Here is a 26,082-nt window from a genome sequence, read left to right on the forward strand (position 1 = left end):
TGACTTGTCATGGGCGTATCAGGCCGAGCACCTCGTTCCGGAGGTGCTCCAGCCAGCGCAGGAGCCGTGCCTCCGGGAGCTGCTGGGAGCGGCTCTTCCAGAGGGCCCGCTCCAGTCCCCGAGGCGGCTGGAGTCGCGCGAGCAGGGCGCGCAGGACATCTTCGCGTGCGTACGCCCGGAGGAACGCCGCCGCGAGCCCCTCAACCGGGCCCTCGGGCGCGCGTCCCACGAGGTCGAGCAGGAAGACGAACAGGTCATCCGCGTGGCGATCCCCGGCGGGCAGCCTCGCCTCGTGCGGTGTCTCGAAGTCGATGAGCCACGCGCGCTGCTCGCCCGCGTCGTAGAGGACGTTCTTCAGGTGCGCGTCTCCGTGCGACCACGGCCGGGACGAGCCGGGGAACGTCAGGCCATGCGCCCGGCGCAGCTCGTGGGCCGCGGCCTCCACCATGGGCGGGGTGAGCTGCCCGCGTGCCAGCAACAGGTCCAGGCGCTCTCCGGGGAGCGCCTCCAGCGCCACGCCACACCCCTTCCAGCGCTCCGCCACGCGGCCCGCGTGCAGCAGCCGGAAGGAGTCCAGCTCCCAGTCCCGCCAGCGCGAGCACGAGACGAACATGCGGATGCGGCTGCGCGACAGACGGAGGAAGACATTGCCGGTGGCAATCACCGCACCCATGCCGAGGCGCCGGCGCTTGACCCAGACCGTGACGTCCCGCCGCGTCTCCAGGCGCACCGAGTTGACGCGTACGGACTCAATCGCGAGCCCCAGTCCATGGCTCCACAGCTCGGCGAGCGTCCCGCCCCGCTTCACGCCTTCAACTCCTCGTACCAGAGCACCACGGCGAGGCATCCCAGGCACCAGCACCGCACCAGCCCGCGTCCCGCCAGCCCGCCGAACACCATCACCGCCGCGAGGACCAGCACCGTCCCCATGGCGCCCGCCGTGCCTCCCGCCTCGCGCAGCAGCGAGCGCGCGCTCCGCCAGGGGCGCGCGGCGCCATCCAGCGCCAGGGGGAAGAGGAACAGCCCCTGGACCTCGACGGCATAGAACGCGGGCACCGCGAGCAGCAGGCCCACCGCGTGTGGCAGCCCCAGGAAGACGGCCATGCCCCATGCCCCCACGGCAGCCAGGAGCGCGGAGGCATATTTGAGGAGCCCCAGTGCCTGCGCGCCGGGCAGCACGGCCCGCACGGGCTGGCCGCGCACGTGGGACATGGCCCCGGCCATCCAGGCGGCGCCCCCGCGAAAGCCTCCAGGCCAGGCGCTCCGGGCCTCACGCGCCAGCGGCGAACCGGGAGCGTCATACAGCGCCGCCGCGCGCATCAGGAGCGCGCGGGCACGCCGCACCGGAGACGGCAGGACGCGGGTGAGGACCTCAGCCGCCATGGAGTTGCTCACGGGCGAAGCAGAAGTGCGCCCAGGCGAGGAACGCGAGCCCGTGGCCTCCCAGCAGGGTGCGGTGCAGCAGATTCTCGAACCGCCCGCACCGCCGCCGGTGGAAGACGAACTCGTCGTAGCAGATGAGGACCATCGTCCCCATCAGGACGACGAGGACGGGCAGCAGGAAGACGTGCGGGCGGGGAGACACCGAAGCGGCGCACATCAGCAGGAACAGCGGCAGCCCACCGCCTGCCAGCGCGAGCAGCTCCGCCTTGTGCTCGTTGGGCCCCACTCGGAGCCCGGCCGCGCGGTGATAGACCCAGTCCGCCACGCCGGCCACCGTCGCGGTCGTCCCGGCCATCGCCACCACCCACAGCTCCCACGGGTACAGGGAGGGCAGGGCGAGCCACGCGAAGCGCGGCGTCCGGGACAGCGCCACCAGCGCCACGCCGAACAGCACGCCCGGAGCGAGCGAGGCCAGCAGGTTGGCGGCATCTCGCAGGCGCGGTTTCGGAGCGTGAAGAGAGGTCTGGAGGGCGAGGGCGGAGGTGGCGGGCATGGACGGTGGGCTCGTGGCCCGGGACGCTTCCCGGGCCACCAGGATGGCACAGGCCCGTTCCCCGGCGTGTCCCGCGGCTCGAACGGCGAGACGGCGTGAGCGCGCTTGAACCCGTCGAGCCCCGCCTGCGTCGTGGTCAGGCGATGTAACCCGAATATTCACATGTGCGTACTCCCTGAAAACCCACCAGGGAGATGCACATGGGAATCGGCGGCTTGCTGAAGAACAACCCGGTCACCAACGCCTACAACGCCACCAAGGAGGCCGTGACCGAGACGGTCGACTCCGTCATCGACACAGGTGAAGAGGCACTCGACGCGGCGACGACCCAGGCCACCGAGGTCTACGACGGCATCAGCAGCTTCATCGACTCCCCGCCGTCGGTTCCGTTCCTCCTCAATCCCATCTCCAACGCGCGAGACGAGATCGTCGAGGCCGCGGAGCGCGGTGTTGATTTCGCCACCGCCATCGGACGCAGGGTGATCGACACCCTGAAGGACAAGGTCGACTTCCTCGCGATTGAAGACCAGGTCAAGGACCTCGGCCCGGGCGACAGCTACCAGCTCAGCGCGAGCATCGACGGCTCGGTGTACGGCATCGGCGGCCGGCTCGAAGGCACGCAGACCATCACGAAGAACGAGGACGGCACGTACACGCTCGCGGTGGAAGGCGAAGCGGGGGCGGGCGTGATGGCGAGCCTCGAGAAGAAGGGCGCGAAGCTCTCCGGCGACAGGTTCACGAACTCCAGCGCCACCGTCGAGTTCACCTTCGACAGCGCTGAGGAAGTGGCTGACGCGGCCCGGACGTTCCTGGGTCCTGTCGTCGGCGGCGTCTCGGGCTTCCTCGACGGCGGAATCAAGGGGGCCCTCGATGGCGCGACGCCGGACTACGGCGCGCTGCTCGACAATGTCTCCGCGCTCGAGCTCAACCCGAACACGTCCTCCGACCTCGTCGGAAAATTGAGCGGCGCAAAGCGCGCCTCGCTCGGGGCGGGTACGTCACAGGAGCTCGGCGCGAGCGTGCGCCTCGAGTTTGGCGACGGACCTCCGAAGCTGGTGCTCAGCCAGTACACGAGCATCTCCGCCGAGACGGCCGGCTCGCTCCCGGGCGTCAAGGGCGAGCTCAGCGGGGACGTGAAGCTGAAGGTGGAGGAGGGCTTCGAGCTCCCCGATGGCCTCAGCGTCAGCGACGTGCTGGAGGACCCGGATGGGGTCGTGGAGGAGCTCGCGAAGACGGCCGTGCACACCGGCGAGGTCTCTGTGTCGCTCACGGCGGATGTGAAGGCGAAGGGCAAGCTGCCCATCGTGGGCGGGCTCGGCGGCGAGGCCGAGGCGAAGCTCGAGTTCACCGGTGGCGTGGACGAGGTCCTCGGCTCGGGCGGACTCGAGTCCCTCCTCCGCGGTCAGTTCGGGACGGCCTTCAACCAGTTCGCTGAAGTCACGGAGCTCGAGGCGACCCTCACGCCGTACGACACCGACGTCACCGAGTTCTCCAAGGGTTCTGGCAGGGGACTGAGCTCCATCAGTGGCGGCTTCTCGGCGACCACCACCGACCGCAAGGCGCCGATCTTCGAGTACTCGGGCACGGTGGCGGACGTCCGCGACCAGCTTCGCGATGAGGTCAACCGCCTCCGTCACCAGGTGCGCTACGCGTAACCCCCCGGGCCCACGGGTTGACAGTCTACCAGACGCGCACGACACTCAGGTAGAATGTCGACCATAGACGCCCAACCGCCCCGAGGCTCCCTCCTCCAGGGAACGCTTGACCTCCTCATTCTCCGCATCCTGGCCCTGGGAGCTCACCACGGGCACGGCATTGCGATGGCGATCCAGGCGCGGTCCGGTGACACGCTCCTGGTCGACCACGGGTCGCTCTATCCCGCCCTGCAGCGCCTCGAGAGTCGCGGGTGGATCAGCGGCGCATGGGGAGTCTCGGACAACGGCCGACGCGCGCGCTTCTACTCCCTCACGGCCGCCGGCCGGCGGCAGTTCGTCGTTGAGACGGGGCGCTGGAACCGCCTCGTGGAGTCCATCGCCCGTGTCATGGAGCCGAACCCCACGCCGGAGAATGCCTGATGTTCGGACGCCGATCCCAGAGCGACTTCGAAGACGAGATCCGCGCTCACCTCGAGCTCGAAACGGAGCGGCTGCGCGCGCAGGGGCTCTCACCCCAGGAGGCCGAGCACGCGGCGCGACGCAATTTCGGCAACGTCGGCAATGTGGGGGATCGATTCCGTGACGCGCAGTCCTTCGCGTGGGTCCAGAGCCTCGGGCGCGACCTGCGCCACGCCTGTCGGGCGTTGCTTCGCACACCGGGATTCCTCGTCACCGCCGTTGGCACTCTCGCTCTCGCGCTCGGCGCGGTCGCCGGGATGTTCAACGTCGTCAACGCGGTCCTGCTGCAACCGCTCCCCTTCCAGAATCCGGACCGGCTGGTCTCCGTCGCCGGCTCCGCTCCGGGATCGGATCTCCCTGAGCGCTTCGACCTCGGGACGGAGTTCTACCTTCATTACAAGGAGCACTCGAAGCTCCTCGATGGCCTCTGCATGGCCGGCTCGGGCACATCGACGTTGCGCACGGACAGCCGCGTCGAGCGCATTCCGATGGCATGGGCGACCAACGATCTCTACCCGCTGCTCGGCCTGCGCCCGCAGCTCGGGCGCCTTCCTGTCCCGGAGGATGATGACGACGTCGTGCTCATCAGCGACCCGCTGTGGAGCAGTTGGTTCGGACGCGATCCATCGATCATCGGGAAGTCGTACTTCGTCTCGGACGGCATGAAGCAGATCATTGGTGTCATGCCCCCGGAGTTCCGCTTCCCGAGCGATGACACGATGCTCTGGATCGCCAGCCCCGTTCGGGTCGAGGAGGTTCGTCCCGGCCAGTTCGGCTCCTTCGTCCTTGCCCGCATGAAGGAAGGAGTGACACGGGAGCAGCTCGCCCTGGAGTTGACCCGACTCTCCAAGGAGCTGCCCGAGCGCTTCGGCGGCCCACCCAACTACGCCCGTCTGATCGAAAAGCACCGCGCGGTGGTGGAGCCGTTGTTGGACCGCATGGTGGGGCGCACGGCGCGCACCTCGCTGTGGCTGCTGCTGGGCGCGGTCTTCGTCGTGCTCCTCATCGCCTGCGCCAACGTCGCCAACCTGTTCCTCGTGCGCGCCGAGGGCCGCGGCCGCGACATGGCAGTCCGCCGAGCCCTCGGAGCGTCGCGGGCGCAGCTCGTTCGGCTCCAGCTCGCGGAGGCGTTGATGGTGGCGTTCCCCGCGGGCGTCTTCGCCGTGTTTCTCAGCGCGGTGACACTGCCGCTCTTCCTTCGCGCGGCGCCGCAGGGGATTCCGAGGCTCGGCGCCGCCGCGGGCCTGGATCTCGCGACGGTCGCGGCCACGTTCGGGCTCGTCCTGCTCTCCGTGCTGCTCTCGGGCGCAGTCCCCGCGCTGCGCGCATCATCTCCCGACCTCACGAACATGCGTGACGGGGGCCGGGGAACCACGAGCCGCCGTTACTGGGTTCGCAACATGCTGGTGGCCGGGCAGACCGCTCTCGCGCTGGTGCTGCTCATCTGCTCCGCGCTGCTGATTCAGAGCTTCCAGCGACTGCGCAACGTGGATCCCGGCTACGAAACCGCCGACATCTACACCTTCCAGTTCGCGCCCGACCAGCAGCACCTCACCGACGGACCCACCTGGGGGCGGCTGCACGCCACCTTCATGGAGCAGCTGCGCGCGCTCCCCGGTGTGACGGCGGTCGGTATCGTCAATAACATTCCGCTCGACGAAGGAACGGGCACCGGGCGCTTTCTCTCCGACGCCATGTCCGAGGAGGGGGGCGGCGCGCTGCTCGACCGGAACTTCACCGCGGGGGACTACTTTCGCGTGATGGGGATCGAGTTGCTGCAAGGACGTGCGTTCACGGCTGACGAAGCGTTCACGCCGAACAACAACGTCATCGTCAGCCGTTCGGTGGCCACCCGGCTCTGGCCTGGCGAGAGTCCCCTGGGCCAGCGTATCCGTCGCGTCAGCAGCGACAACACGGCTGTACCCTTTACCGTCGTCGGCGTGGTGGAGGACGTGAAGCAGGATGATTGGCGCGATGCCGGTGAGGCAGTCGTCTACTTCCCGCTCACCGGTCCGACTCCGGGTTCGTGGAGCATGAGCTCGCCGGCGTACGTTCTCAAATCGGCGCGCGCCGCGACGCTGCAGCGCGAGGTGCGCGAGCTGGTACGCCAGCTTGCCCCCGAGGCTCCGGTGTACCGCGAGTACACGATGGAGTTCCTGGCGCGACGGTCCACGCAGGAGTTGTCGTTCACGATGTTGACGCTCGGTGTGATGTCCGCGCTCGCGTTGATCCTCGGCGCGGTGGGACTCTACGGTGTGCTGTCGTACGTCGTCGCCGCGCGGACGCGCGAGATCGGCGTGCGCATGGCCCTCGGCGCGACGCCGGGGCGCGTGCGCAGACAGGTGGTGTCGCAGGGGACGAAGGTCGTTCTCATCGGCGTGGTCATCGGCGTCACCGTGGCCCTCGCGTCCACGCGCTTCCTCGGCGCGCTGCTCTACGAGGTCCAGGCGCTGGATCCCGTCCTGTTCGCGCTCATGTCGGTCATGATGACCGGCATCGGGATGCTCGCGAGCTACATGCCCGCGCGGCGGGCGAGCAGCGTCGATCCGATCGTGTCGTTGCGCAGCGACTGAGGTCGAACCGCGCGCGGCTCACGGGTGGGCCATCACCACCAGCGTCGGCGCGCGCTCGAGCATGCAGCGCACTGAGCTCGCTTCGAATCAGAGCGAGCCGAGGAAGGCCAGCAGCGCCTGTCGGTCCTGGAGGACGAGCCGCGTGTAGCGCTCCTGCGCGGGCGCGGCTTCTCCTCCATGCCACAGCACGGCCTCCTCGAGGTTCCGGGCCCGCCCGTCGTGCAGGAAGCGAGTGTGGCCGCTCACCGTCGCCGTCAGGCCGATGCCCCACAGGGGCGGGGTGCGCCACTCCTGACCGGTGGCGAGCCCGTCCGGACGTCCATCCGCCAGGCGCTCGCCCATGTCGTGCAGCAGCAGGTCCGAGTACGGGAAGATGCGCTGGCGCGACAGCTCCGGGAAGCCGGGGACCTCCGCCGTCTCCAGGGGCCGGTCCACGTGACAGGAGGCGCAGCCGATGGCGCGGAACACCGCCTTGCCACGCAACACCCCGGGCGAGTCCCAGTCCCGTCGCTTCGGCACGGCCAGCAGCCGCGTGTAGAAGAGGAGCCGCTCCAGGTCATAGTCCTTCACGTCGGGCGGCCCGGCGGTGACGGGCGTGCCCTCGGGCTCCTGGGCCCGGGGATAGAGCTCGTTCGTCAGCCCCATGTCCGCCACCAGCGCGTGGGTCACCTGCTGCGCCAGCGTGGGCTGGTTGGCCTTCCACCCGAAGCGGCCCAGCCGGGGGCGGCGCTCCTTCACGTCCTCCACCTGGTTCGCGCGTCCGGAGATGCCGTCGCCATCCCGGTCCTCCGGGTCCGCCAGCGCCAGCCAGGTCTCCTCGGGGACGGCCTCCAGGAGCCCCAGGCCGAAGTTGGCGGGAGACACGCGGGGAGAGAAGGGCGTGCCCGCTTCCAGCGGCCCGAGAGCCAGGTCCTTGAACCGGTAGACGGGGCGGAAGAGGGAGTACGTCTCTCCCGTGGCGAACGTGCCGGTGAGCTCCTCGTGGCCCACCTCGACGGTGCCCTCGCCCCGGGGCTGGCCCAGCTGGTGGAGATCCAACTGCTCGCCATACACGGGATGCGGCCCGGGGCCCGTGGCGGAGCCGAGCTGGATGGCCAGCGACACCTGGGGCTCGGCGGGTGAGAGGGGAGGGCGCCCGCGCCCGTCCTTCACGTGGCACGTCATGCAGGAGTTCGCGCTGAAGAGGGGGCCCAGTCCGGGGAGATGGCCGGGGTCGCTCCAGTCGCGGTCGAAGACGCGCTTGCCCAGGTGGAACTCCGGCCAGCGCGAGCGGTCCATGTTCGGCGGCGAGCGACCGAAGGCGTTGCGCCCCGCGTCCGTCACCGTGGTGGCGCCCCCCGGCAGCTCCTCGCCTGGCTCCACCGCGACGTCGAGCGCTCCCAGCACCAGGGGCGGTGGCAGGGGACGACGCCCCGCGTGCGCCCACACGGCGGCGGTGAGCACCAGCGCTCCGAGGGGAATGCCCAACAGGTACAGCCGCCGGCTCATCGGGTGGCTCCAGGGATGCGGGAGACGACACCGGGCGGGCCCAATGTGGCACCCGCCCGGCGTCAGGCCCGTGCTCGAGGCACGGGCGGGGCGACTACTTCGCCGCCGGCACGAAGGACTCGCCCAGGATGTTCATCCCCTGCGCGGTCGCCTTCACGTCGATGCCCGTGAAGCCGTTGTACGGGTAGTGGCCGTCCTCGATCTCCTCCACGAACTCCACGGTGTCGCCGGTGAGCACCTTGCCGTCATCCAGCGTCACCGAGAACGTGGTGCCCTTGGTGCGCAGGCGCCAGCCGCACGCGCCCACGTTGTCCGGGGCGGCGGGCTTCTCGCCGTTCTTCCCCCAGATGATGTCAATCTCGTAGAAGTCGGCGACCGCCACCAGCCAGCGGATGAAGTCCCGCCAGTTGTTGAACACGATCATCCGGTTGGCGGGGTTCGAGGACGAGCCCTGGAGCACGCCGTCGCGGTAGACGTTCATCCGGTAGGGGGAGCCGCCCGGCGAGCCGCTGAACGTCGGGGTGATGTTCGCGGTGTCCGTCCCACGGCCCGGCGTCACGCGCAGCGAGCTGACCACCTGGTCGCCCGAGCGCGCGTCCAGCTGCAGCGCGCCCGAGGTGCTGCCGAACTTGATCTCCGTCGCCTGCGTCCAGCTGGAGGCCCGCGCGAAGCTGCTCGCGACACCGTCCGTCTTCACGCTGCGCAGCCCGCCCACGGCCAGCCCCTGCTCCGTCGGCGCCAGCTGCGCGTTACCCAGCGCGCAGCTGTTGATGCCGTTGAACCGGCCTACGCACTGCGACTCCACACCGGACTCCTGCGTGGCCACGTCGCCGTTCGCCGTGGGCTCCTCGCCCTGACAACCCGACATCACGCTCAGAAGCGCCGCCGCGAAAAGACGGCCCATCATCTTCAGCTGCATGGATTTACCTACCTCTTGAATAGGGGAAGACCCTGCTCCGCCGGGAGAGCGCTGCATCCGGTGCCGGCCCAGCCCGAATGCTCTCCATTGGCGGCCTGCCATCCCTACTGCACCCTGCATGCCAGCCCCGCTGGCATGTTTCACTTCCTCTGTATCAGCAAGGAATTGAGTCTCCGAGCCGCCACCGCTGTAGCGCATGGCGTTACAGCCCGGCGTGAGATGTATCGCTTCTTGCTACAGGCCGAGTGGCAGGGCGAGACATCGACACATTCCATCCATGTGACAGGTATCCGAGGTTGTCTGGGTATGGATGTCGCGGATTCCAAGAAACCTTGAGAGGAGTGCCGCTCGCAGGAGGGATCCGGGGCTCCATCCTGTCATGGGACCCCAGGGGCTCACGCAGCGTAAGAGCCAGCCTCGCTCCGGGTGATGCCCCCACCTTCCGCGCGGCCTGGGTTGGAGCTCGCCGCTCGCCCAGGCCCGCACGTTCCTCAGTTGAAGTACGGTGATGTTGCCTGGACCAGTCGGCTGACCAGGTCCTCGGCGTCCATCCGCGCCTGCCCGGAGAGCCCCGGCAGGGACGCCTCCACGACGTCACGCGCCTCGCGCAGCAAGGTGAAGGCCTCGTACGTCTGGAGCTTCTTCAGGATGTCGATGGCCGTGCGGCGCGTGGCCCGGCTGCGCACGCCGTCCACGTTGAGCAGGTTGCCACGCAGTTGCCCCAGCAGCACGGGTGTGAAGAGGGAATTGGGCTGCGGGTCCGCCGACATGAAGAGGCCTCGGGTCCTGGCGTTGTCCAGGTACAGGCGCTGGAGGATTCGCCGGGACTGGGCATCCGCCCTGTCGCCGTAGCCCGGGAACGCCGCCAGGGTCTCCGGAGGAATGGGGGCGAGCAGCCCCTCCGTGGCGATGTTCCAGGCCCGCAGCTTCTCCTGGGTGGAGCGGCCCGAGCGCACGTATTGCAACACGCTATTGAGGAGCGCGTCGGCCGGAGGCGGGGCTCCCGTCTCCAGCGTCGCGCGGAGCTTCTCCCGGTACGCCGTGCCATAGAAGAGCTCGAGCGGGTTCGAGGTGGTGTCAGTTTGGTTGCAGTCCACGTCCAGCCAGCGGTCATCATCCGTGCAGAACGCCTCTTCCGGCAGGTGGGAGGACAGCCCGTAGAGGTAGCGGATGGCGGACACGTCATAGGGCCCCACTCCGCCCCCCCGGTAGGCCTGTTCCGGCAGGTATGTGTATTCCATCACCGAGGAGGAGGGGAACGTCAGGGAGCCCTTGAAGTTGTGTCGCAGGCCCAGCGTGTGGCCAATCTCATGCATCACCACGTCCGTGAAGATGCGCTCCACGCGCTCCTTGGGCGTCAGGGGCGGCAGCGTCTCCGCGAGCCCGGCGACGACGGGGGCCGCGGCTCCCGCCAGTGCCTCCGAGGCGTCCAGCTCGCACAGCCGCTCGGGCGTCATGCCGTTCCACGACAGCTCGAGCCGGGGACGGGAAGCGACCCCCGCTTCCGGCATCACGGGCTCCGCCTCTCCCCCCGCCACCGCCACGTCCAGCCAGGCGATGGGGAGGTACACGTTGGCACCGAGAATCTCCCCGGTGTTCGGGTTGGCGCGGAAGTCCGCGCGCGCGGAAGTGTAGCTCGGGTCGGGGTCGAAGAAGATGGAGTTCAGGTCCAGGTCCCCGAGGGACTCGCCCTGCCGCGCCACCCGGACGGAGAGCGCCTGGAAGCCGAAGGCCTCGTTCCAATGCTCCACGCCCCGCTTCACCGCGCCGATGATGTCGTAGCCGCGATAGCGCGGGTCCTGCTGCACCTTCACCAGCGTGTCTGAGATTACCCAGGCGATGGGCTTCATCCCCGGCCGGATGTTCCACTTGATGGGTACCTCCTGGGTGAGCAGGCCACTGTTGGGGATGAGCCGCGGCTTGCTGAGGAAGTAGTGCGTGAGCGGCGGCGCGGGGGGCGTCGTGAAGCCCGCACCTTCCTGGTAGCGCTTCAGCTCGAGAGCCAGCGTCGCGGTGACTCGAGGGGGGACGTAGGCCTCCGCGATGTAGGGCTGCGCATGGCCGGTGACGAGCTTCTCGAAGGCGATGCCGGTGTCCAGCTTCCGGAAGCGCCGCGCGAAGGCCAGCTCGACCTCGAACCCGGCGTCGTAGGTGGATCCCAGGTCGTCCATTCCCATGAGGCGGTCCAGGCCCGCGGCAGGGTCGAAGAGGATGTAGTCCTCCGAGCCCGGCAGCCGGTTGAAGGTGGCATCGTCGGTGATGACGGGCCACGCCTCGATGATCTCGTCCGGCTTGAACAGCTCGCTGCGCACCTTGGTGTCATCCACGTCGAACGCATACAGCTTGCCGTTCTGCACCTGGAAGGACACCACGCGTGCGCCCATCGACCAGACGACGTTGCCGAAGGCGTCCACCGGGGTGTCCTGCTTCAGGAAGGCAGACATGAACCAGCGCTGGCCCAGCTCCTTCTTGCGGAGCGCGAGGTAGAACGTCCCGTTTCCCTCCGCGTTGCGCGTCTCCGGCGTCACGCCGAGTCCCAGGCGCAGGCGCTCCCACGACTCGGGGCTCAGCTCGCGAGACACCGCGACGAAGGGCCCTTCGAGCAATGAGCCGGAGCGCTCCACCGCGCGGGTCGCCCCGTCGTCACAGGCACTGGTCATCCACAGGGATAGCGTCCAAAGCAGGCACAGCAGGCCGCGTGGCGCGGCCATTCCGGGTCTCGACATGGTGTTTCCCCTTCCGCACCGCGTCTGGAGGCCGTTGCGGTATGGGACGAATGCCCGTCACGCGGAGACATATCGATGCAGGTGGAAACGCATGACAAATGCACGGCAGTTTCACACCGTGGCACGCTTGGCGCTCTCGAGGCTTCGCGGCTTGATCCGCCGGGTCGTTGAGGACAGCCAGCTCAGGGCTCGGGGAAGCCGTCGCGCACCCACGCGTTGGCGGCGTCTCTGTTGAACTTGAAGTTCGCGGGCACGCGATGCTTCGCGACGGTCACGCCCGCGTCGTCGATGGCCGAGAGCAGCGCGTGGGGCTCATACTCATCGGCCACGAGCTCGAGCCGGACCTCGTACCAGCGGCCCTCCCAGGCGATGGAGAGCTTCTTGGTCATGGCCTGGTCGCGCTGTCGCGCGGAGCGGTCGAGGACCTCCGAGGCCGTTTTCACGAAGGTCGCGAAGGCCGGCGCATCGAAGGGCTTGGGGTTCTTCTTGTCGCGGCCCATCACCCACGGACTGATGAGGACGGGCTCGGGGATTCCCTGCTTGCGGATTTCCACGGCCCAGCCGTCGTCCTCCTCGTTCTTGATGACCCTGGCCGTCCAGCCGTTCTTCCGCCAGAACGTGGGCTCCATCACTTCGGGCTCGGCAGGCGTTCGCTCGTCGCTCATGGGTGCTCCTCATACCCTCCGATGGCCATCAATTCGCCAGAGAAGTTGCCGCCCCATCCCGTCTTGTCCCGTTCTCATCGGAGGGGCAGGTGGAGGAGCGGGGGTGGGGCGTACCGGCGGAGGGAGCAGGGGGTCGTCGTCGATAGCCGACTCCCACTGCCTCTGCCCCGGAAGGCAGGGCGCCCCTCGGGCGGACCGTGCCTACCGTGGCGATTCGCGACGTGGAGCCGGGCATGGGGACGGGTGGACGTGGGCGCGGGCCATGGAGGCCGAGAGGCATCCTGCTCATCTCGGGACTGCTGGGGGGCCTGGCTGGGAGCGCGCGCGCCGAGGAGCGCACGCCGCCACCGGATGCTCCTCTCCGAGAGAAGAAGGAGCGCCACCCCTGGCTCACCGTGGCCGAGGTCACCGGCATCAATCTCACCCTCTGGGCGTTTGACCGGTACGTGACGGGCAAGTCGTGGGCTCGGGTGGACCTGCACACGTGGAAGTCCAACCTGAGTACGGGCTTCGTGTGGGATGACGACCCTTTCTCCGAGAACCAGTTCGCGCACCCGTATGCGGGCAGCCTGTACTTCAACGCCGCGCGCGACAACGGCTTCTCGTTCCTGGGGGCGACTCCCTTCACGCTCCTGGGGAGTCTCCAGTGGGAGTTGTTCGCGGAGAACGACCCCGCATCCATCAACGACATCATCAACACGACACTGGGCGGCATGGCGCTGGGAGAGGCGCTCTACCGACTGTCCTCCCTGGTGCTCGACACCCAGGCCACGGGACGCGAGCGGTTCGGGCGCGAGCTGGCCGGGGCCATGCTCAGCCCCATCCGCGGATTCAACCGGCTCGTGCGCGGAGACCTGTCGCGCCATGAGCCCACGCCGAAGGACTGGCGGCCGGAGTCCTTCGCGAGCTGGGGCTCGGCGGGATACCTGAGGCTCGCGGACGGCACGTCGCTCGGGCGGGGGGAGAACCAGTTCTTCGCCCAGTTCGGCCTTCGCTACGGGGACGCCTTCCGTGGCGACGTACACAAGCCCTTCGATGCCTTCGAGGGGTATGTCCGACTCACCACCAAGGAGCACAGCGTGGTGAGCCACGCGCGGCTGACGGGCGTGCTCGCCGCGCACACGCTCCACTGGACCGAGCAGGATGCGTTGCGCCTGGGCCTGTTCCAGGAACTCGGCTACATGGACACGCTCGCGTACGAGCTCGGAGGTCAGTCGCTCGCGGCGGGACTGCTCCACCAGCGAACCCTGGGCCGGGACTCGAAGCTGAAGCTGGCACTGATGGTGGTGGGCGACGTCCTCGTGGGCATCTCCTCCGAGCACACCGGCTCCGCGGACCGGAACTACGACTACGGGCCCGGCGTGGGGCTCCAGTTCCAGGCCTGCTACTCACGCGACGGTTGGGACATCGTCACCCTGGAAGCGGGGGTCTCCCATATCGACGCGGTGAGCGGCCCGGGAGGCGTGCACCGCGTGCATATCGGCCAGCTCCAGGTCGACGTGCCCGTGCGAGGGCGGCTGGGCCTGGGCTCGGAGGTGAACTACTTCCGGCGCCACAGTCGCTTCCATGCCTTCCCGGACGTGCGCAAGGACGCCTACGAGCTGCGCGTCTTCGTGTCGTTGCACTGAGGCACGGGCCTCGCGCGTCTGTGTCGGGTGGTGCGCCGTGGCAACGGGTTATGGTGGATTTTTTGCGCCGCCGACACCCTTGGAGTGACCGTTGAACAATCCCAGACTGGCCTTGCCTGGCCTCCTTCTCGCAGTGCTCACCCTGTCCACGAGTCTGACTGGATGTAACGGGGACCTGGACCCCTCCGTCGAGGTCGTGGAATCCAGCGGGGCCCTGACGGAGGGCGCCTCGCCGGAGTTCTTCACCAACCTCCTGGTGAACCCCGACGCGGAGGCGGGCAGCCTGTCCGGGTGGACCCTCACCGACAATGGTGGCGCGGGCTGGGCGGTGTATGGAGATGCAGGCAGCCGCTTCTTCCGCACGTCCTACACCTGGAACCAGCGCGAGCAGCTCGTCGACCTCTGGGCGCATGGCTTCTCATCGACCCTGATGAACGAGGCCCCCCTCATCCACGTCTCCGAGCGGTTTCAACGGACGTACTGTCCCGATGACTACTCCCTGGAGGTGGAGTTGCTCGACTTCGACATGCAAGTCGTCGCCTCCTGGAGCTCGGGCGTGAAACGCAACTCCGGGGAGTGCAAGTGGGGGGACGAGGTCTGGGATGAAGAGTCCCATACGTTCAAGGACTACGGCCCAGGCGTGCGTTACGTCCGCTGGAAGGACGCCGGCACGAGCAGCGAGTACTGGGGCGGGCACTACGGGGTGGCGATGGACGACGCGCGGCTCGTGGTCCTGGACCACAACCACCCCGCCTTCCACGCCAACCTCCTGAGCAACTCCGACGCGGAGAAGGGAGACATGACCGGGTGGACCGTCACCGAGAATGGCGGCGCCGGCTGGGCGGTGACCGGGGATGCCGGCAGCCGCGTCTTCCGCACGTCCTACCAATGGAATCGGCGTCAGCAGCTCGTCGACCTGTGGAAGTGGGGGTTCACCCCCGAGACGATGGCCCAGGCGCCGCTCATCGTCGTGGGAGAGCAATTCCAGCGGACCTACTGCCCCGACAACTACTACCTCCGAGTGCAACTGCTCGACGAGAAGATGAACGTCGTGGCGTCGTACGACTCCGGCGTGCGGACGAACACCGGGTCCTGCCAGTGGGGAGACGAGCAGTGGGACAGACTCATCCACGCCTTCGCCGACTACGGCCCGCGCGTGCGGTATGTCCGGTGGGAGGATGGAGGGAAGGACCGTGAGTTCTGGGGTGGGCACTACGGCGTGTTGATGGACAAGGCCTTCGTGGTCGTCCTGGGGCACAACCTCCTGGAGAATCCGGGCGCGGGTACGGGAGACCTGACGGGCTGGAACGTCCTCGAGAGTGGGGGAGACGGCTGGGGCGTCACGTCCATGGCGCGCGATGGCATCGCCGGGAACCTGGCCTTCCGGACGTCCAATGGCTGGTCCCGACGCAGCCAGCTCGTGGATCTGATTGCCAAGGGCTACTCGGCCGACGTCCTGGATGACGCGCCGCCCTTCTTCGTCAGCGAGCACTTCCGCGGGGAGTCCTGCCCGGACTCGTACTTCCTGAAGGTCGAGTTGCTGGATGAGTCACAACAGGTCGTCGCGTCCTTCGACTCCGGCATCCTGACGAACACCGGGACATGCCAGGCGGGAGCTGAGCCGTGGGACCACGTCTTCCATGCGTTCACCGGCTACGGCCCGGGCGTGCGGTACGTGCGCTGGGAGGACGGTGGCAAGGACAGTGAGTCCCTGGCGGGCTTCCATGGGGCCGTCTTGGACGGGGCCTACCTGGGGCTCGAGGATCCGCGGACGGAGGCCCGGCACCAGCAACACCGGCGGACCGTCACACGCGCGGCCAACTGCGGCGGAGAAGGGGAACTCCCCTGCCGTTACGACAGGACTTTCTGGTTCATGTGCATCGCGGTTTTCAACTGCTCTCCCGAGGACATGTATTACTACGAATGCATGCCGGGCCTGACGACGGAGATGAGTCACTCCTCGTTCGACACCTGTCATCTGGTCCGGACGCACTGGACCGAGAAGCAACTGGCGGATGATCGCGACGACTGTCACAACAAGCCGAGCTGGACGTCTGAGATGAGCTGCTGGCAATACGATGACCAGGTCCGTGATGAACTCAACATGGACTCCAGCGCGCTCAACTTCGTGACGACGTTGTATCCGCTCCATGTCCCCACGCTGGACGACGGCAGGTACATCTACGTCTACCACAAGCAGACCAACAGGTTGCGCCTGAGGCGCTACGATCGGGAGACGGAGGGTTCTCAGTACGACGGGTTCAGATACCTGCCGAACGTCGGCATTGATGGCGCCTACAAGCACGTCAGACACTCTCAGTTGAACGGCGGCTGGGCGCCCGTCTGGTGCGCGGGCGAGCTGTTCGTCGAGGGCGGCAGGGTATGCCGTTTGAACAACGCTTCGGGTCACTTCCAGCCACCCGTCGCCTGCCTGGAGTATGTCGAAAAGAGCCTGATCGCCTGGCATGTCCCGCTTCACATCTGGTACCGGAAGGGCAACTACCCACAGGTGAAGACAATCCGTTGCCCCGACTACCGCGAGCTCTGAGCGCGCGTCGAAAATACTTCCAGGTCTGAATGTGGAGGTGGCGGGAATCGAACCCACGCCAGGCGGCTGGGGCGTGGCCATCATGCGCGAGCGGTTGGGCGCCGACGTCAGTTCTCGAGGTCGTTCACGATGTTCGCCAGGACGCCGGCCCGCACGGGCTGACCGGACTCGTCCTGCAGGTCGAGGTCCTGGGTGGAGATGACCCACACGTCCAGCGTGTCGTCGTTGTCGACGTTGCCCACGCACGTCAGGGTGATGTTGCAGTCGGGGCACTTCCCCGACAAGCCCAGCCGGTCCACCACGTCCCGAGGCAGGTCCGACGTGGAGAGGGAGCGCATGTTGGGGTATCTGAAGGTGTCCACGTCCAGGGCCACCGCGTCCGTCGCAGGCGCCAGCACTTCCTGTGCGCGGGACTCTACGGGGCCTTCCCCCGCGAAGTATGCGTAGCGGTTTCCGCGGTCGGGCACGAAGCCCACCTTCCACGGGGCCGGGTCAAAGCCGCTGGCGGAGTTGTAGTGCGCCTTCTGCGCCGTGTACCAGGTCTTCAGGTTCACCTTGCACTCGGTCTGCTTCGAGCGCGCCTGGAACCTGACGAAGTTGGGGATGGCGATGGCGGACAGGATGCCCACGCACGGGCAGGCCAGCAGGACCGCGGCCACGCCGAGGATGATGTAGAGCGTCTTCCGGCTGGAGCCGGTGGAGACGGTGGTCACGTTGCCGCACGCGCAGGTGATTCCGGAACCCGGCGCGAGCCCCGTCACGTCGAGGATGCGGCCGCACTTCGGACACTTCGTGGTCGCCATCTGCTGAGCTCCCCTGGGTCGCGGCGCGCCTCTTGCGCCGGGCGCGGCCACGTTACCCGGGCGCTCGGGCATGCCGCCAAGATTCTGACCACGGGCATGCGGGCAGGCGTGGCGTGGGGGCCCCGGACCTGGGCCTGGACCGGGGGGCGACCCAGATCGCCCCGCGGTCGGGCGCAATCCGGACTGGCCCCCCCGGGGGCGCGGGACGACTACGGCAGCTCGTAGAAGACGGTGAGCGTGGGCTTGTTGGTCGACGAATTGGCCGTGAGGAGCTCCGCGTAGCGGAGGCTGCCGTCCGACGGGCCGTCGAACGAGAACCGGAGCTGCACGCGGGAGCCCTCCGACTGCCGGTTCTGCCAGCGCGCGGCCGCCAGGTCCGTCAGGTCCGCGATCTTCCAGCCCGTGTCGCCATCCGTGCTCAGCGTGCCTGCGTTCCCGCCCGCCCGGTCGAAGTCCGTGTCGTCCAGCGTCCCGTAGTCCACCGCCGTCCACGTCAGCGTGCTCCACTGGGTGTAGGGGCTCGAGCTGGTGACATCGAACTGGTACACGGACATCACCGCGTTGGTGATGCGCAAACCGTTCGGGTCCAGCGCCGACAGGTCGAAGCTGAGGAAGCCACGGGAGCGGCGGTTGCCGGACTCGAAGGAGCTCGCCCCCAGGTCTCCGACCCGGAACGAGGCGTCATCCGTGTCCGTGACGCGGCTGTCCGTGTTGACATTGCGGTAGACGGAGCCATCCCGGCCCGACTCGGCCGTGAGCACCAGTCGCTCCAGCCGCACGATGCGGAACACCTCCTTCGCGCTCGCCGCCACCAGTGCGTTGCCCGACAGGTCCGTTGCCGCGTCCGACACGCTCCAGCCGATGAAGGCGCTGTAGTCCACCGCCGCCGCCTGGGCCGTCAAGGTCAGCACCCGGTCTCCCTGCGTCCAGGCGATGGCGCCCTTCACTTCACGCACCGTGGACCCCACCGTTGACGTGACGGACAGCGCGGCCTCGGTGGATGCGCGGTCCATGGGCTCGGAGAAGGTCAGCGTGAGCTCGAACTGGCGAGCCACGCCCGTGGCCCCCGACTTCGGGCCCGCCACCGTGGGCCGCGTCACGTCCTGCTCCATCACCGTGAAGTGCGCCACCGCGTCCGCGGCCAGCGCGTTGCCCCGGGCGTCCTTTGCCCCCGCGTGGACTCCCCACTCCACCTGCTGCAGCCACGGCCACGGCGATGCCGGCGTGAAGACGAGCGTGTCGCCGTCCCACGCGAAGCTGCCCGTCACGCCCTGCGGCTTCGCGACGAAGAAGGCCGCCTGCGCGCTGGCGGTGTCCATGGGCTCGGAGAAGGTGACGCGCAGCGCGCGGCCCGCGGGCTCGGCGCTGGCGGTGTCCACGGGGCTCATCGACAGCACCGTGGGCGCCGTCGTGTCCGCGACGCCCGCCACCGTGAACTCGCCGGTCACCTCCGGCGCCAGCGCGTTGCCCGCCACGTCCCGAGCGCCCGTGCCGATGCGCCAGCGCACCTTCTGGCCCGGGAAGAAGGACGTGCCGAAGCTGACCTCCAGCACGCTGTTGCCCTGGCTCCAGCGCTTCTCGAGCGCCATCCCCGCGGGCTCCACGAGCGTGAATGCCGGGCCGGTGGCGGACACATCCATCCCTTCCGAGAAGGTGACCTTCAGCACCGTTGCGGCGTCCACCTCCGTCGCGCCATTCCCCGGAGACACCGACGCCACCGTGGGCGCCTTCGTGTCCTTGCCGGACGGCTGATCCCTCGGGTCGTCCCCGTCAGGCCCCGCGTCCACACCCGGCCCACACGCCCCCAGCCACAGCACCAGACCGCACAACAGCATCCGCTTCATGTCCTGTCCTCGAATCGTGGCGGCCTCGTCGACCGCGTTCCCGTGGACATGACCCGGCCCGCGAAATGGCTGCGCAAAGTTTCTTTTTCCGGGCCCGGACGCCCTCAGCGCGCGAGGCCCAGCCCCACCCACGCGCCGGGCAGCACCGCCACGTCCTGCCCGCCCACGCGGCGGTAGAACACCCATGGCACCTGCGCCTCGGCCATCAGCGACAGCGGCCCCGTCACCGGCACCTGGAGGCCCGCCCAGAGCGCCGCGCCCCCCGCACCGCTCCACCCACCCCGACTGGCGTCCAGCCGCTGGAAGAGGACCCCCGCCCCCAGCTCCAGGCCCGCCGACGCCGTCGCCGCGCCCAGCGCCCACGCGCGGCGATAGCCGAACCAGCCCAGGGCGCTCGTCTCGCTCACGCCCTCGCGGGAGCCGGTGCCCACCGTCGCCGCCACGGACAGGCCCGCGGGCTGGGTGCCCCGCAGCGCCACGCGCAGCGCCGGCAGGGCGCCCAATTCCTCCGCCACCGAGCCCTGCGCGCCCAGCCCCACCAGCACGTTCCACGTGGGCGGCGAGACGGAGGCCGACCCGGTGTCGAGCGGCCCGCCCTTGGACGAGGTGAGCGGCGCCCCCGCCGGTGCCACGGTCAGCTCGTCCCAGGACACGGCGCGCGCCTGTCCCTCCGCCACCGCGATTCGGGCCGTGCGCGTCCCATCGTCCCGCACGAGGCGCAGCGCATAGGTGCCGGGCGTCACGGCGATGCGGCGGGCGGCGCCGGGCACCAACTCCGCCACCACCTGGTCGCGCGCGACGTTCACCACGAGGGCGCGGCGGAAGCCCTCGGGCAGCTCCAGCAGCGCCCGGGGGCGGGCCAGCTCGGTGAGCACCAGCTCGCCGCGCCCGGAGAGGCGGAAGTCATAGGCCGGGTGCTGCGCGCCCACGAGCGTGCCAGCGGTGTCCCGCACCGTGCGGTCGAAGGCGTACTGGTACGCCTCGGCCAGGGTGACGCGGCCGTCTCCGGACGCATCCGCCGCGCCGCGCAGCCCGGAGACCAGGTGGTGCGTGAAGAAGGAGCCGGCGATGTCCCGCGACTCCAGCGCCAGCTCGTCCTCCGCGCTGGAGGTGAGGAGCACCTGCCCCGCCGAGTCCAGCTCGTCCGTCAGCCGCACATCGAAGGCGGGCCCGGGCACGCCGCCCTTGGGCGCGAGCAGCGCGCCGCTGCGGCAGCTGTCCACCAGTGCCACGCGCACATCGGCGTCGGTGCCCTCCAGCCACGCGCGCAGGTCGGAGAAGCGCAGCCGCTCGCGGCCCAGCTCCAGCGCCTCCCCGTCCGAGTGGCCCGAGAAATAGAAGGTGAGGACGACGCGCGCGGACGGGTCCTGGTGCCAGCGCCGCACCCGGGTACCGGCCACGTCCAGCGCCTGCCGCACCTCGGCGAGCCCGCGCCCCTGAAGCAACAGCAGGTCCTCCGGCCTCACGCCGCCCAGCTCCACGAGGACGCCCGCCATCTTGCCCGCGTCCGCCTCGGCGAAGCGCAGCGGCGGGCGGTCACCGGAGCCGGTGTTGTGGCCCACCACCACGGCGGCGCGGAACGTCTCCGCGGCCGCGGGCAGCGCGGCGCACAGGAGGAGGGCGAGAGCGAGGCAGTGCGAAGGCGGACTCAAGGCGTGGACTTCTCCAGCAGAAACGAGTCCTGGGCCGCCACACCAGCCACGGACAGCGTGCGCGAGGCACGCACGGCGTCCGCGCCCCGGGCGGCGAGGGCTCGCAGGGCGGGCTCCACGTCGGCGCGCCGCAGGGGCTCCCGGGAGAAGAGGGCCCAGATGCGCTCGGGGCCGGGCGCGGCGTCCAGCACGAGGCTGCCGGGCAGCTCCACCGGCGCGTTGCCGGACTCCGGCAGCGGTGCGCTCTGAGTACCGCCGGCCGGGTGGTAGACGCTCACCGCGCCCGCGCCATCCACGGAGACGACGAGGAGGTACGGAAGGCCGGCGGGCACCACGGTGAAGCGCAGCGCGTCGCCCGCGGACAGGCGCACGCCGTCCTTCACGAGGGAGACACCGTCTCCGCGCTTCGCGTAGACGCGCAGCACCGCGCCGCCCTTCACGCCGTAGCGTGAATCATCGACCGTGCCCGAGGGCCGCAGCAGGACGACGGCGGCCAGGGACGCGGCGACGGCGAGCGCGGCGGGCGCGAGGAGCCACGTCCACGGGCGGGCGGCGGGCCTGGCCTCCAGGCGCTCGCGCACGCGTGGGAGGGTGCGCGGCAGGACGTCGGACTCGAAGCGGCGGTGGGTGGCCTGGAGCGTGGCGAGCGCGTCGGCGCAGGGCTGGCAGGACGCGAGGTGGGCTTCGACGTGCGAGGCGGCCGCGGGGGACAGCGCGCGCAGGGCGTGGGCCTCCAGGTCCAGCTGGGACAGGTGGCTCATGCGAGGGCCCTCTGCGAAAAGCGCTCGGCGCGGGCGTGGAACTCGGCCAGGCGGTTGACGACGGTCCGGCGGGAGATGTCGAGCGTGCGGGCCACGTCCCCCTGGTCCAGGCCATCCACGTGGTGGAGCCAGACGACGGCGCGCAGCTTCTCGGGGACCTGCGCCAGCAGGCGCACGGCGAAGTCACGGTCGACCAGGGCCGCCTCCAGGCTGGTGCTGACGGGACGGTCCGGCAGCTCGGCGACGGGCTCCGGGCGGAGGCGCGCGTCGCGGAGCTGGTTGAGACAGAAGTTGGTGGCAACGCGGTAGATGTAGAGGAGGCCCGTCTGCGTGTCGGGGGCCTTCTCCAGGAGGCGCAGCAGACGGATGAATGTCTCCTGCGTGGCGTCCTCGGCCGCGGCGCCGTCGCCCAGGATGCGCTGGCACCGGGCATAGATGGCCGGGCCATAGAGGCGATAGAGCTGGGCGACGCGATCTGCGGTCATGCCCGGAAGGGAGAAGAGTGACCGGCATGCAGCGGTCAACCCGCGACGCACCCCGGCTGCGCAAGAAAAGGAGCCAGGGTGTTACTACGACCCTTCAGGCACGGGCAACCGAAGGGGAGCATGGGAGGAAGAGAACTGCCCGGGCCACTGGGGGCGGCCCGAGCAGGGGCTCATCACCAGTCGTAGCCGTGGTAACTCTTCAGCGTGATGACCTTGCCGCTGTTCGGGTAGTACAGGACGCCGTGCTCCACGTAGCTGTGGCAGTTGTTGCAGGGGAGCTCCTCCCAGGTGAACCACGCCTGGATGGGGCCACCGCCCGCGAACGCGTCGATGGCGGCCAGCAGCGGGTCGCTGCTCGAGTAGAAGAAGTAGTTGTTGTCCACCAGGCCGGCGCGGTCGGTGACCTCACCCCAATCGGCCGGCGGCACGGACTGCGTCGTCGAGGAGAGCTCGTCCACCACCGCCTGGACGGTCACCGGCGTGGCCGGGCACTCCGGGGTGCTGTACGCGTTGAGGCCGACCGACCCGTACCAGGTCGTGGCCGAGGAGCCGGAGTCGGGCGCCTGGCGCGCGGGCGCCTGGGGCGGGAAGCCAATCTCGGTGAGCGACAGCGGCTGGCCCGGGAGCACCTCGCAGGCGCTCGCGTACATGCAGCGCTGCACCTGGCGGTAGCTGCCGCACGCGCCGAAGTCCAGCGTGCCCGTGGGCTGCGCGTGGATGCAGTTGTAGACGGACAACTGGCAGGCGGGGGACGGCCACGTGTTGTACGGGTCGTCGTTGGTGCTGATGGCCAGCCCGGTCACGCGCACCACCAGGCGCGCCGTCTCGTCCACCACGGTGCCGCTGTTCAGCGCGGCGGTGAAGGTGAGGGGAATCGTGTGCGGGTCCACGGCCTCGTGCACCGCCGGGTAGCGCCAGTCCAACTGGAAGGTGTCCGCGTCCACGCGGGAGACCGTCGGCACGCCGTCCGGCGCGGTGACGGTGAGCGACGTGGCCGCCGAGTCCACCCGGCCGCGATACATCAGGTTGTCGGTGCCGGCGGCGTTGAGCACGTAGACCGGGTCGACGTTCTCGAAGACGGTGATGGAGGTCGGTCCGCGGAAGTCGAAGAAGCGGGGCGCGAGGATGATCTGCGCGTAGTACCGCGTCGGCGAGCCCGTGAAGGTGTCGATGGCGACCAGCAGCGGCAGCCCGGAGAGCATCGTGTTCAGCTCGTGGCCCTCCTCGAGGACCACCTCGAAGCGCCGCTCGCTGATGACGTTCGCCGTGCCGAAGGCGTCATCCGGCACGAAGCTGAAGACATTGCTGATGTAGCGGTTGGTGGTGCCACGAATCACGAGCACGCGGCGGTTGTTGCGCGTCTCGAAGGTGCCCAGCGTCTCGAAGCTGAGCTCGTGCGTGCCCGTGGGCTCGTACGCGTAGATGCGGGTGGCCGTCGCCGCGGCGGTGGAGACTCCCGTCTCCTCCACGGGGACGACCAGCGACTCCTCGGGGGACGTGTTGCCACAGGCGGTGATACCGAGCGACAGGGCGCAGGCGAGTGCGAAACTACGGAACTTCATGTGGTTCCTCCAGGTGAAGAATTCCGGGGATACCACGTGTGCCTGACGAAAGCCTGACGCGGCATGTCTCAGACGTGTGATGACACACGTGTGGCACGCTGGCGCGGGGCGGAGGAGGGCGGGGCTGGCGCGAGAATCAAAGCGAGGCGCACCCCATGGTGGCCGGCATCAGGGGATAATGGCGCCCTCATGGCCGACGCTCTCCGTCCTCACATCGCGACCGCTGCCGCTGCCATCGTCGACGTCGCCGCGCTTGGCGACGGTTACGCGCTGCTGACGAGCGAAGGCATCGAGCTCCTCGACGGTGTGCTCGCGAAGCGCGGAGTGATTGCCGGCAAGAGCGACCACGTGCTCCGCGTGCTTCCCGACGAGCGCTTCCTCGTGCACGGTTCGCGAGGTTCGTGGCTGTACGAGGGCAAGGTCGGCGGCTCGCTGGAGAAGGTCGACTTCGACGGGCTCGTGTACTCCGTCGCGCTCACGGAGGGCGGGTATCTCGCGCTCGGAACGAAGGCGATCCTCGTCGATCGCGCGGGCGTGAGAACCGTCGTTCCGTTCGAGGAGCGGCTGAATCACGGTGGTGTCGCATGGAAGGGCGGTGTGGCGATCGCGGGCTACGACGGGCTCGCGATCCTCGACGCAGAGGCCGCGGTGCTCGCGCAGTCGAGCGACGAGCGACTGTGGAAGGCACCGGTCGCGCTCGCCGATGCGATCGCGGTTCCGGCACACGACGATGTCGTACTGTTCGATGGCGAGGCTCGCGTGATCGGCCGGATTCCGCGCAAGGTCTCCGACGACGGGCTGGTTGCGTGCGGAGATGGTGTGCTCGTGCGCGTCTACGACGACGACACGCGGCGGACCGAGGTCAGCTACTGGGAGCGCGGCGAGGAGCGGTGGAGCCGCACGTTCGCGGAGCACATGCAGCCGCCGGTCGTCGTCGGCTCGTGGGTGGTGATCGCGTCCTACAAGACCGGCGCGTGGATCTTCAACAGCGCAGGGCAGGAGCTCGCGCAGCTCGAGACCTCGCGGTTCGTACAAGAGGTCGCGGCGTTCGGCGGCGGGATCGCGCTGACCGTGCGCGTCGACGCGGACGCGCTGTGGTGGCGACCTGATACGGAGCTCGTGCGGCTCGGCCACGACGTGTGGCCGCATCCGATGCGCAGCGTGCCGGCGGGGCTCGCCACCGTCGAGAACAACATTCTCTATGTCTGGCGCACGGACGTGCAGGGGCCGGAGAGCACGGCGGTCGAGTCGGATCTTCCGATGAACGTGCCGATCGTCATCAACGGGACGCCGGTGCGGATCGTGGCAGCCGGACGGTTCGCGCTGCGCGGCGAGACCTTGCGTGGCAAGCAGGCGTGGCGCATCGCGCGCGGCAGCGTGTGGCGGCCGCTGACGACACGCGAGGACGCGTTGCGGATCGTCGAGCGTCTCGTGCAACGCACCTTCGATGGACCGCTGCCTGCGACCGACGAGCTCGCGCAGCAGCCGCTTGCGCAGACGGTGGGCTTGCACGGGCGCGCCCTGTTCGCCGCATCGACGCTCGATCCCGACGTGCGTGCGAAATCCGCGTGGTCGCGCGGCGCGTTCTTCGACGAGCTCGGCGCCGCGCTCGGCACGTCTGGCCGTGCACTGCTCGCCGCCGTCAGAGCGCGCAAGGTCGCGCTCGTGCCGCCACGCCCGGTGCCCGATTACGAGTATCTCGGCACGTTCGCGGCGTCGGGTGAGCTGACGATCAGCGATCCCTGCTACGTCGGTCGCAAGGAGTTGGCGAAACTCCCGATGTCGCTCAAGGTCGTCGGGCACGAAGGCATCTGGCACGTGTTCATCCGCAGCGAGGACGATCGCACCGCGGAGCTCGTCACGATCCACGACAACGGCTTCGACACGTTCGCGACCGAGCCCGCCGGTGTGTTCGGCGTCGACTCCGGCACGGCCGGCGTGTTCGACAAGAAGTGTCCCAAGCGCGACGGCGACACGCCGCTCGAAGAGGGCACGTTCGCCGCGCTCGGCGCAATCTCGTCGACGGGCTGGGGCGACGGCATGTATCCGGCCTACGTCGGAAAGCTCGACGGCCGCGTCGCGAAGATCCGCCTGTACTTCGTCGGCGACGCGCCCGAGGTCGATCGCTCGGTGCCGAAGAAGGCAGCCGGCGCCGCGAAGCCGTACAGCGCGTCGGCGAAGTTCGCGCTCGGCGACACGCTCGAGCACGCGAAGTTCGGCACCGGTTCGGTGATTCGCGTCGGCGACAGCAAGATCGACGTTCGGTTCAGCGACGCAACGCGGACGCTGGTCCACGCCAGGAAATGAAGTCCTGGGCCCGATGGGGCCCTTTGGCTTCCATGCGTTTCGGCGCCCGGCGGCCCGCCATGTTCTGTTGC

19 protein-coding genes are annotated in these 26,082 nt (G+C 69.2%); 6 read left to right on the plus strand and 13 right to left on the minus strand.

The annotated features are described in order from the left end of the window. Nucleotides 1–7 precede the first annotated feature (7 nt). Genes OV427_RS43790 through OV427_RS43800 form a run of 3 tightly spaced genes read right to left on the minus strand, consistent with a single transcriptional unit; the run spans nt 8 to nt 1,936 of the window. Complete coding sequence (locus OV427_RS43790) at nt 8–808, minus strand: phosphotransferase (RefSeq protein WP_267862181.1); 801 nt, start codon at nt 806–808, stop codon at nt 8–10. Further along, nucleotides 805–1,383: a hypothetical protein gene (locus OV427_RS43795; RefSeq protein WP_267862182.1), complete on the minus strand. Its 579-nt coding sequence runs from the start codon at nt 1,381–1,383 to the stop codon at nt 805–807. Before OV427_RS43795 ends, OV427_RS43790 begins: the two co-directional genes overlap by 4 nt. Further along, nucleotides 1,373–1,936, minus strand: a complete 564-nt coding sequence (locus tag OV427_RS43800; protein ID WP_267862183.1) for a hypothetical protein — start codon at nt 1,934–1,936, stop codon at nt 1,373–1,375. The genes OV427_RS43795 and OV427_RS43800 overlap by 11 nt, the downstream gene beginning before the upstream one ends. Before the next feature lie 200 nt (nt 1,937–2,136). Here OV427_RS43800 and OV427_RS43805 point away from each other — a divergent pair, with 200 nt between their 5' ends. Genes OV427_RS43805 through OV427_RS43815 form a run of 3 tightly spaced genes read left to right on the plus strand, consistent with a single transcriptional unit; the run spans nt 2,137 to nt 6,623 of the window. Next, nucleotides 2,137–3,591, plus strand: a complete 1,455-nt coding sequence (locus tag OV427_RS43805) for a hypothetical protein (protein WP_267862184.1) — start codon at nt 2,137–2,139, stop codon at nt 3,589–3,591. A 54-nt stretch (nt 3,592–3,645) separates the two neighbouring features. Continuing rightward, a complete protein-coding gene (locus OV427_RS43810; RefSeq protein WP_267862185.1) occupies nt 3,646–4,011 on the plus strand; it encodes a PadR family transcriptional regulator in 366 nt (121 codons plus the stop codon). Beyond that, entirely contained in the window at nt 4,011–6,623 is a 2,613-nt protein-coding gene (locus OV427_RS43815) for an ABC transporter permease (protein WP_267862186.1), read from the plus strand. Before OV427_RS43810 ends, OV427_RS43815 begins: the two co-directional genes overlap by 1 nt. An 87-nt stretch (nt 6,624–6,710) precedes the next feature. Here OV427_RS43815 and OV427_RS43820 read toward each other — a convergent pair whose 3' ends face one another. The 4 genes from OV427_RS43820 to OV427_RS43835 form a co-directional block, all read right to left on the minus strand. Next, nucleotides 6,711–8,111 carry a di-heme oxidoredictase family protein gene (locus OV427_RS43820; RefSeq protein WP_267862187.1) on the minus strand — a complete coding sequence of 467 codons (1,401 nt, stop codon included), beginning with the start codon at nt 8,109–8,111 and terminating at the stop codon, nt 6,711–6,713. A gap of 94 nt (nt 8,112–8,205) precedes the next feature. After that, the gene (locus tag OV427_RS43825) at nt 8,206–9,030 is read right to left on the minus strand and encodes a hypothetical protein (RefSeq protein ID WP_267862188.1); all 825 of its coding nucleotides are present in this window, start codon (nt 9,028–9,030) and stop codon (nt 8,206–8,208) included. Between the two features lie 491 nt (nt 9,031–9,521). Beyond that, nucleotides 9,522–11,756 carry a zinc-dependent metalloprotease gene (locus OV427_RS43830; RefSeq protein ID WP_267862189.1) on the minus strand — a complete coding sequence of 745 codons (2,235 nt, stop codon included), beginning with the start codon at nt 11,754–11,756 and terminating at the stop codon, nt 9,522–9,524. Between the two features lie 182 nt (nt 11,757–11,938). After that, on the minus strand, nt 11,939–12,421 hold the full coding sequence (locus OV427_RS43835) for a hypothetical protein (RefSeq protein ID WP_267862190.1): 483 nt from the start codon (nt 12,419–12,421) through the stop codon (nt 11,939–11,941). Between the two features lie 206 nt (nt 12,422–12,627). Between OV427_RS43835 and OV427_RS43840 the strand changes: the two genes are divergently transcribed. Together OV427_RS43840 and OV427_RS43845 are read left to right on the plus strand one after the other, a co-directional pair. Further along, nucleotides 12,628–14,049: a DUF3943 domain-containing protein gene (locus OV427_RS43840; RefSeq protein WP_267862191.1), complete on the plus strand. Its 1,422-nt coding sequence runs from the start codon at nt 12,628–12,630 to the stop codon at nt 14,047–14,049. Between the two features lie 196 nt (nt 14,050–14,245). After that, nucleotides 14,246–16,597: a hypothetical protein gene (locus OV427_RS43845; RefSeq protein ID WP_267862192.1), complete on the plus strand. Its 2,352-nt coding sequence runs from the start codon at nt 14,246–14,248 to the stop codon at nt 16,595–16,597. Between the two features lie 107 nt (nt 16,598–16,704). Here OV427_RS43845 and OV427_RS43850 read toward each other — a convergent pair whose 3' ends face one another. From OV427_RS43850 to OV427_RS43875, 6 genes are all read right to left on the minus strand, one after another. Then, a complete protein-coding gene (locus OV427_RS43850) occupies nt 16,705–17,400 on the minus strand; it encodes a fimbrial protein (RefSeq protein ID WP_267862193.1) in 696 nt (231 codons plus the stop codon). Nucleotides 17,401–17,609: 209 nt separating this feature from the next. After that, entirely contained in the window at nt 17,610–19,244 is a 1,635-nt protein-coding gene (locus OV427_RS43855) for an Ig-like domain-containing protein (protein ID WP_267862194.1), read from the minus strand. Nucleotides 19,245–19,348: 104 nt separating this feature from the next. Then, nucleotides 19,349–20,896: a caspase family protein gene (locus tag OV427_RS43860; protein ID WP_267862195.1), complete on the minus strand. Its 1,548-nt coding sequence runs from the start codon at nt 20,894–20,896 to the stop codon at nt 19,349–19,351. Then, nucleotides 20,893–21,657: a hypothetical protein gene (locus tag OV427_RS43865; RefSeq protein ID WP_267862196.1), complete on the minus strand. Its 765-nt coding sequence runs from the start codon at nt 21,655–21,657 to the stop codon at nt 20,893–20,895. Before OV427_RS43865 ends, OV427_RS43860 begins: the two co-directional genes overlap by 4 nt. After that, complete coding sequence (locus OV427_RS43870) at nt 21,654–22,142, minus strand: RNA polymerase sigma factor (protein WP_267862197.1); 489 nt, start codon at nt 22,140–22,142, stop codon at nt 21,654–21,656. The genes OV427_RS43865 and OV427_RS43870 overlap by 4 nt, the downstream gene beginning before the upstream one ends. 173 nt (nt 22,143–22,315) lie before the next feature. Further along, nucleotides 22,316–23,704 (minus strand): hypothetical protein, encoded by a 1,389-nt coding sequence (locus OV427_RS43875; protein WP_267862198.1) that lies wholly within the window; start codon nt 23,702–23,704, stop codon nt 22,316–22,318. 189 nt (nt 23,705–23,893) lie between these two features. On the opposite strand from OV427_RS43875, the gene OV427_RS43880 reads away from it, so the two are divergent. Continuing rightward, the gene (locus OV427_RS43880) at nt 23,894–26,011 is read left to right on the plus strand and encodes a hypothetical protein (protein ID WP_267862199.1); all 2,118 of its coding nucleotides are present in this window, start codon (nt 23,894–23,896) and stop codon (nt 26,009–26,011) included. Nucleotides 26,012–26,082 lie beyond the last annotated feature (71 nt).

The organism is Pyxidicoccus sp. MSG2 (genome assembly GCF_026626705.1).
Taxonomy (GTDB): Bacteria; Myxococcota; Myxococcia; order Myxococcales; family Myxococcaceae; genus Myxococcus.

Bases quoted from the DNA above. Each gene is read 5' to 3' on its own strand.
- OV427_RS43795 (WP_267862182.1), bottom strand. From the start codon at position 1,383: ATGGCGGCTGAGGTCCTCACCCGCGTCCTGCCGTCTCCGGTGCGGCGT.
- OV427_RS43800 (WP_267862183.1), bottom strand. From the start codon at position 1,936: ATGCCCGCCACCTCCGCCCTCGCCCTCCAGACCTCTCTTCACGCTCCG.
- OV427_RS43805 (WP_267862184.1), top strand. From the start codon at position 2,137: ATGGGAATCGGCGGCTTGCTGAAGAACAACCCGGTCACCAACGCCTAC.
- OV427_RS43810 (WP_267862185.1), top strand. From the start codon at position 3,646: ATGTCGACCATAGACGCCCAACCGCCCCGAGGCTCCCTCCTCCAGGGA.
- OV427_RS43815 (WP_267862186.1), top strand. From the start codon at position 4,011: ATGTTCGGACGCCGATCCCAGAGCGACTTCGAAGACGAGATCCGCGCT.
- OV427_RS43820 (WP_267862187.1), bottom strand. From the start codon at position 8,111: ATGAGCCGGCGGCTGTACCTGTTGGGCATTCCCCTCGGAGCGCTGGTG.
- OV427_RS43825 (WP_267862188.1), bottom strand. From the start codon at position 9,030: ATGCAGCTGAAGATGATGGGCCGTCTTTTCGCGGCGGCGCTTCTGAGC.
- OV427_RS43830 (WP_267862189.1), bottom strand. From the start codon at position 11,756: ATGTCGAGACCCGGAATGGCCGCGCCACGCGGCCTGCTGTGCCTGCTT.
- OV427_RS43835 (WP_267862190.1), bottom strand. From the start codon at position 12,421: ATGAGCGACGAGCGAACGCCTGCCGAGCCCGAAGTGATGGAGCCCACG.
- OV427_RS43850 (WP_267862193.1), bottom strand. From the start codon at position 17,400: ATGGCGACCACGAAGTGTCCGAAGTGCGGCCGCATCCTCGACGTGACG.
- OV427_RS43855 (WP_267862194.1), bottom strand. From the start codon at position 19,244: ATGAAGCGGATGCTGTTGTGCGGTCTGGTGCTGTGGCTGGGGGCGTGT.
- OV427_RS43865 (WP_267862196.1), bottom strand. From the start codon at position 21,657: ATGAGCCACCTGTCCCAGCTGGACCTGGAGGCCCACGCCCTGCGCGCG.
- OV427_RS43870 (WP_267862197.1), bottom strand. From the start codon at position 22,142: ATGACCGCAGATCGCGTCGCCCAGCTCTATCGCCTCTATGGCCCGGCC.
- OV427_RS43875 (WP_267862198.1), bottom strand. From the start codon at position 23,704: ATGAAGTTCCGTAGTTTCGCACTCGCCTGCGCCCTGTCGCTCGGTATC.
- OV427_RS43880 (WP_267862199.1), top strand. From the start codon at position 23,894: ATGGCCGACGCTCTCCGTCCTCACATCGCGACCGCTGCCGCTGCCATC.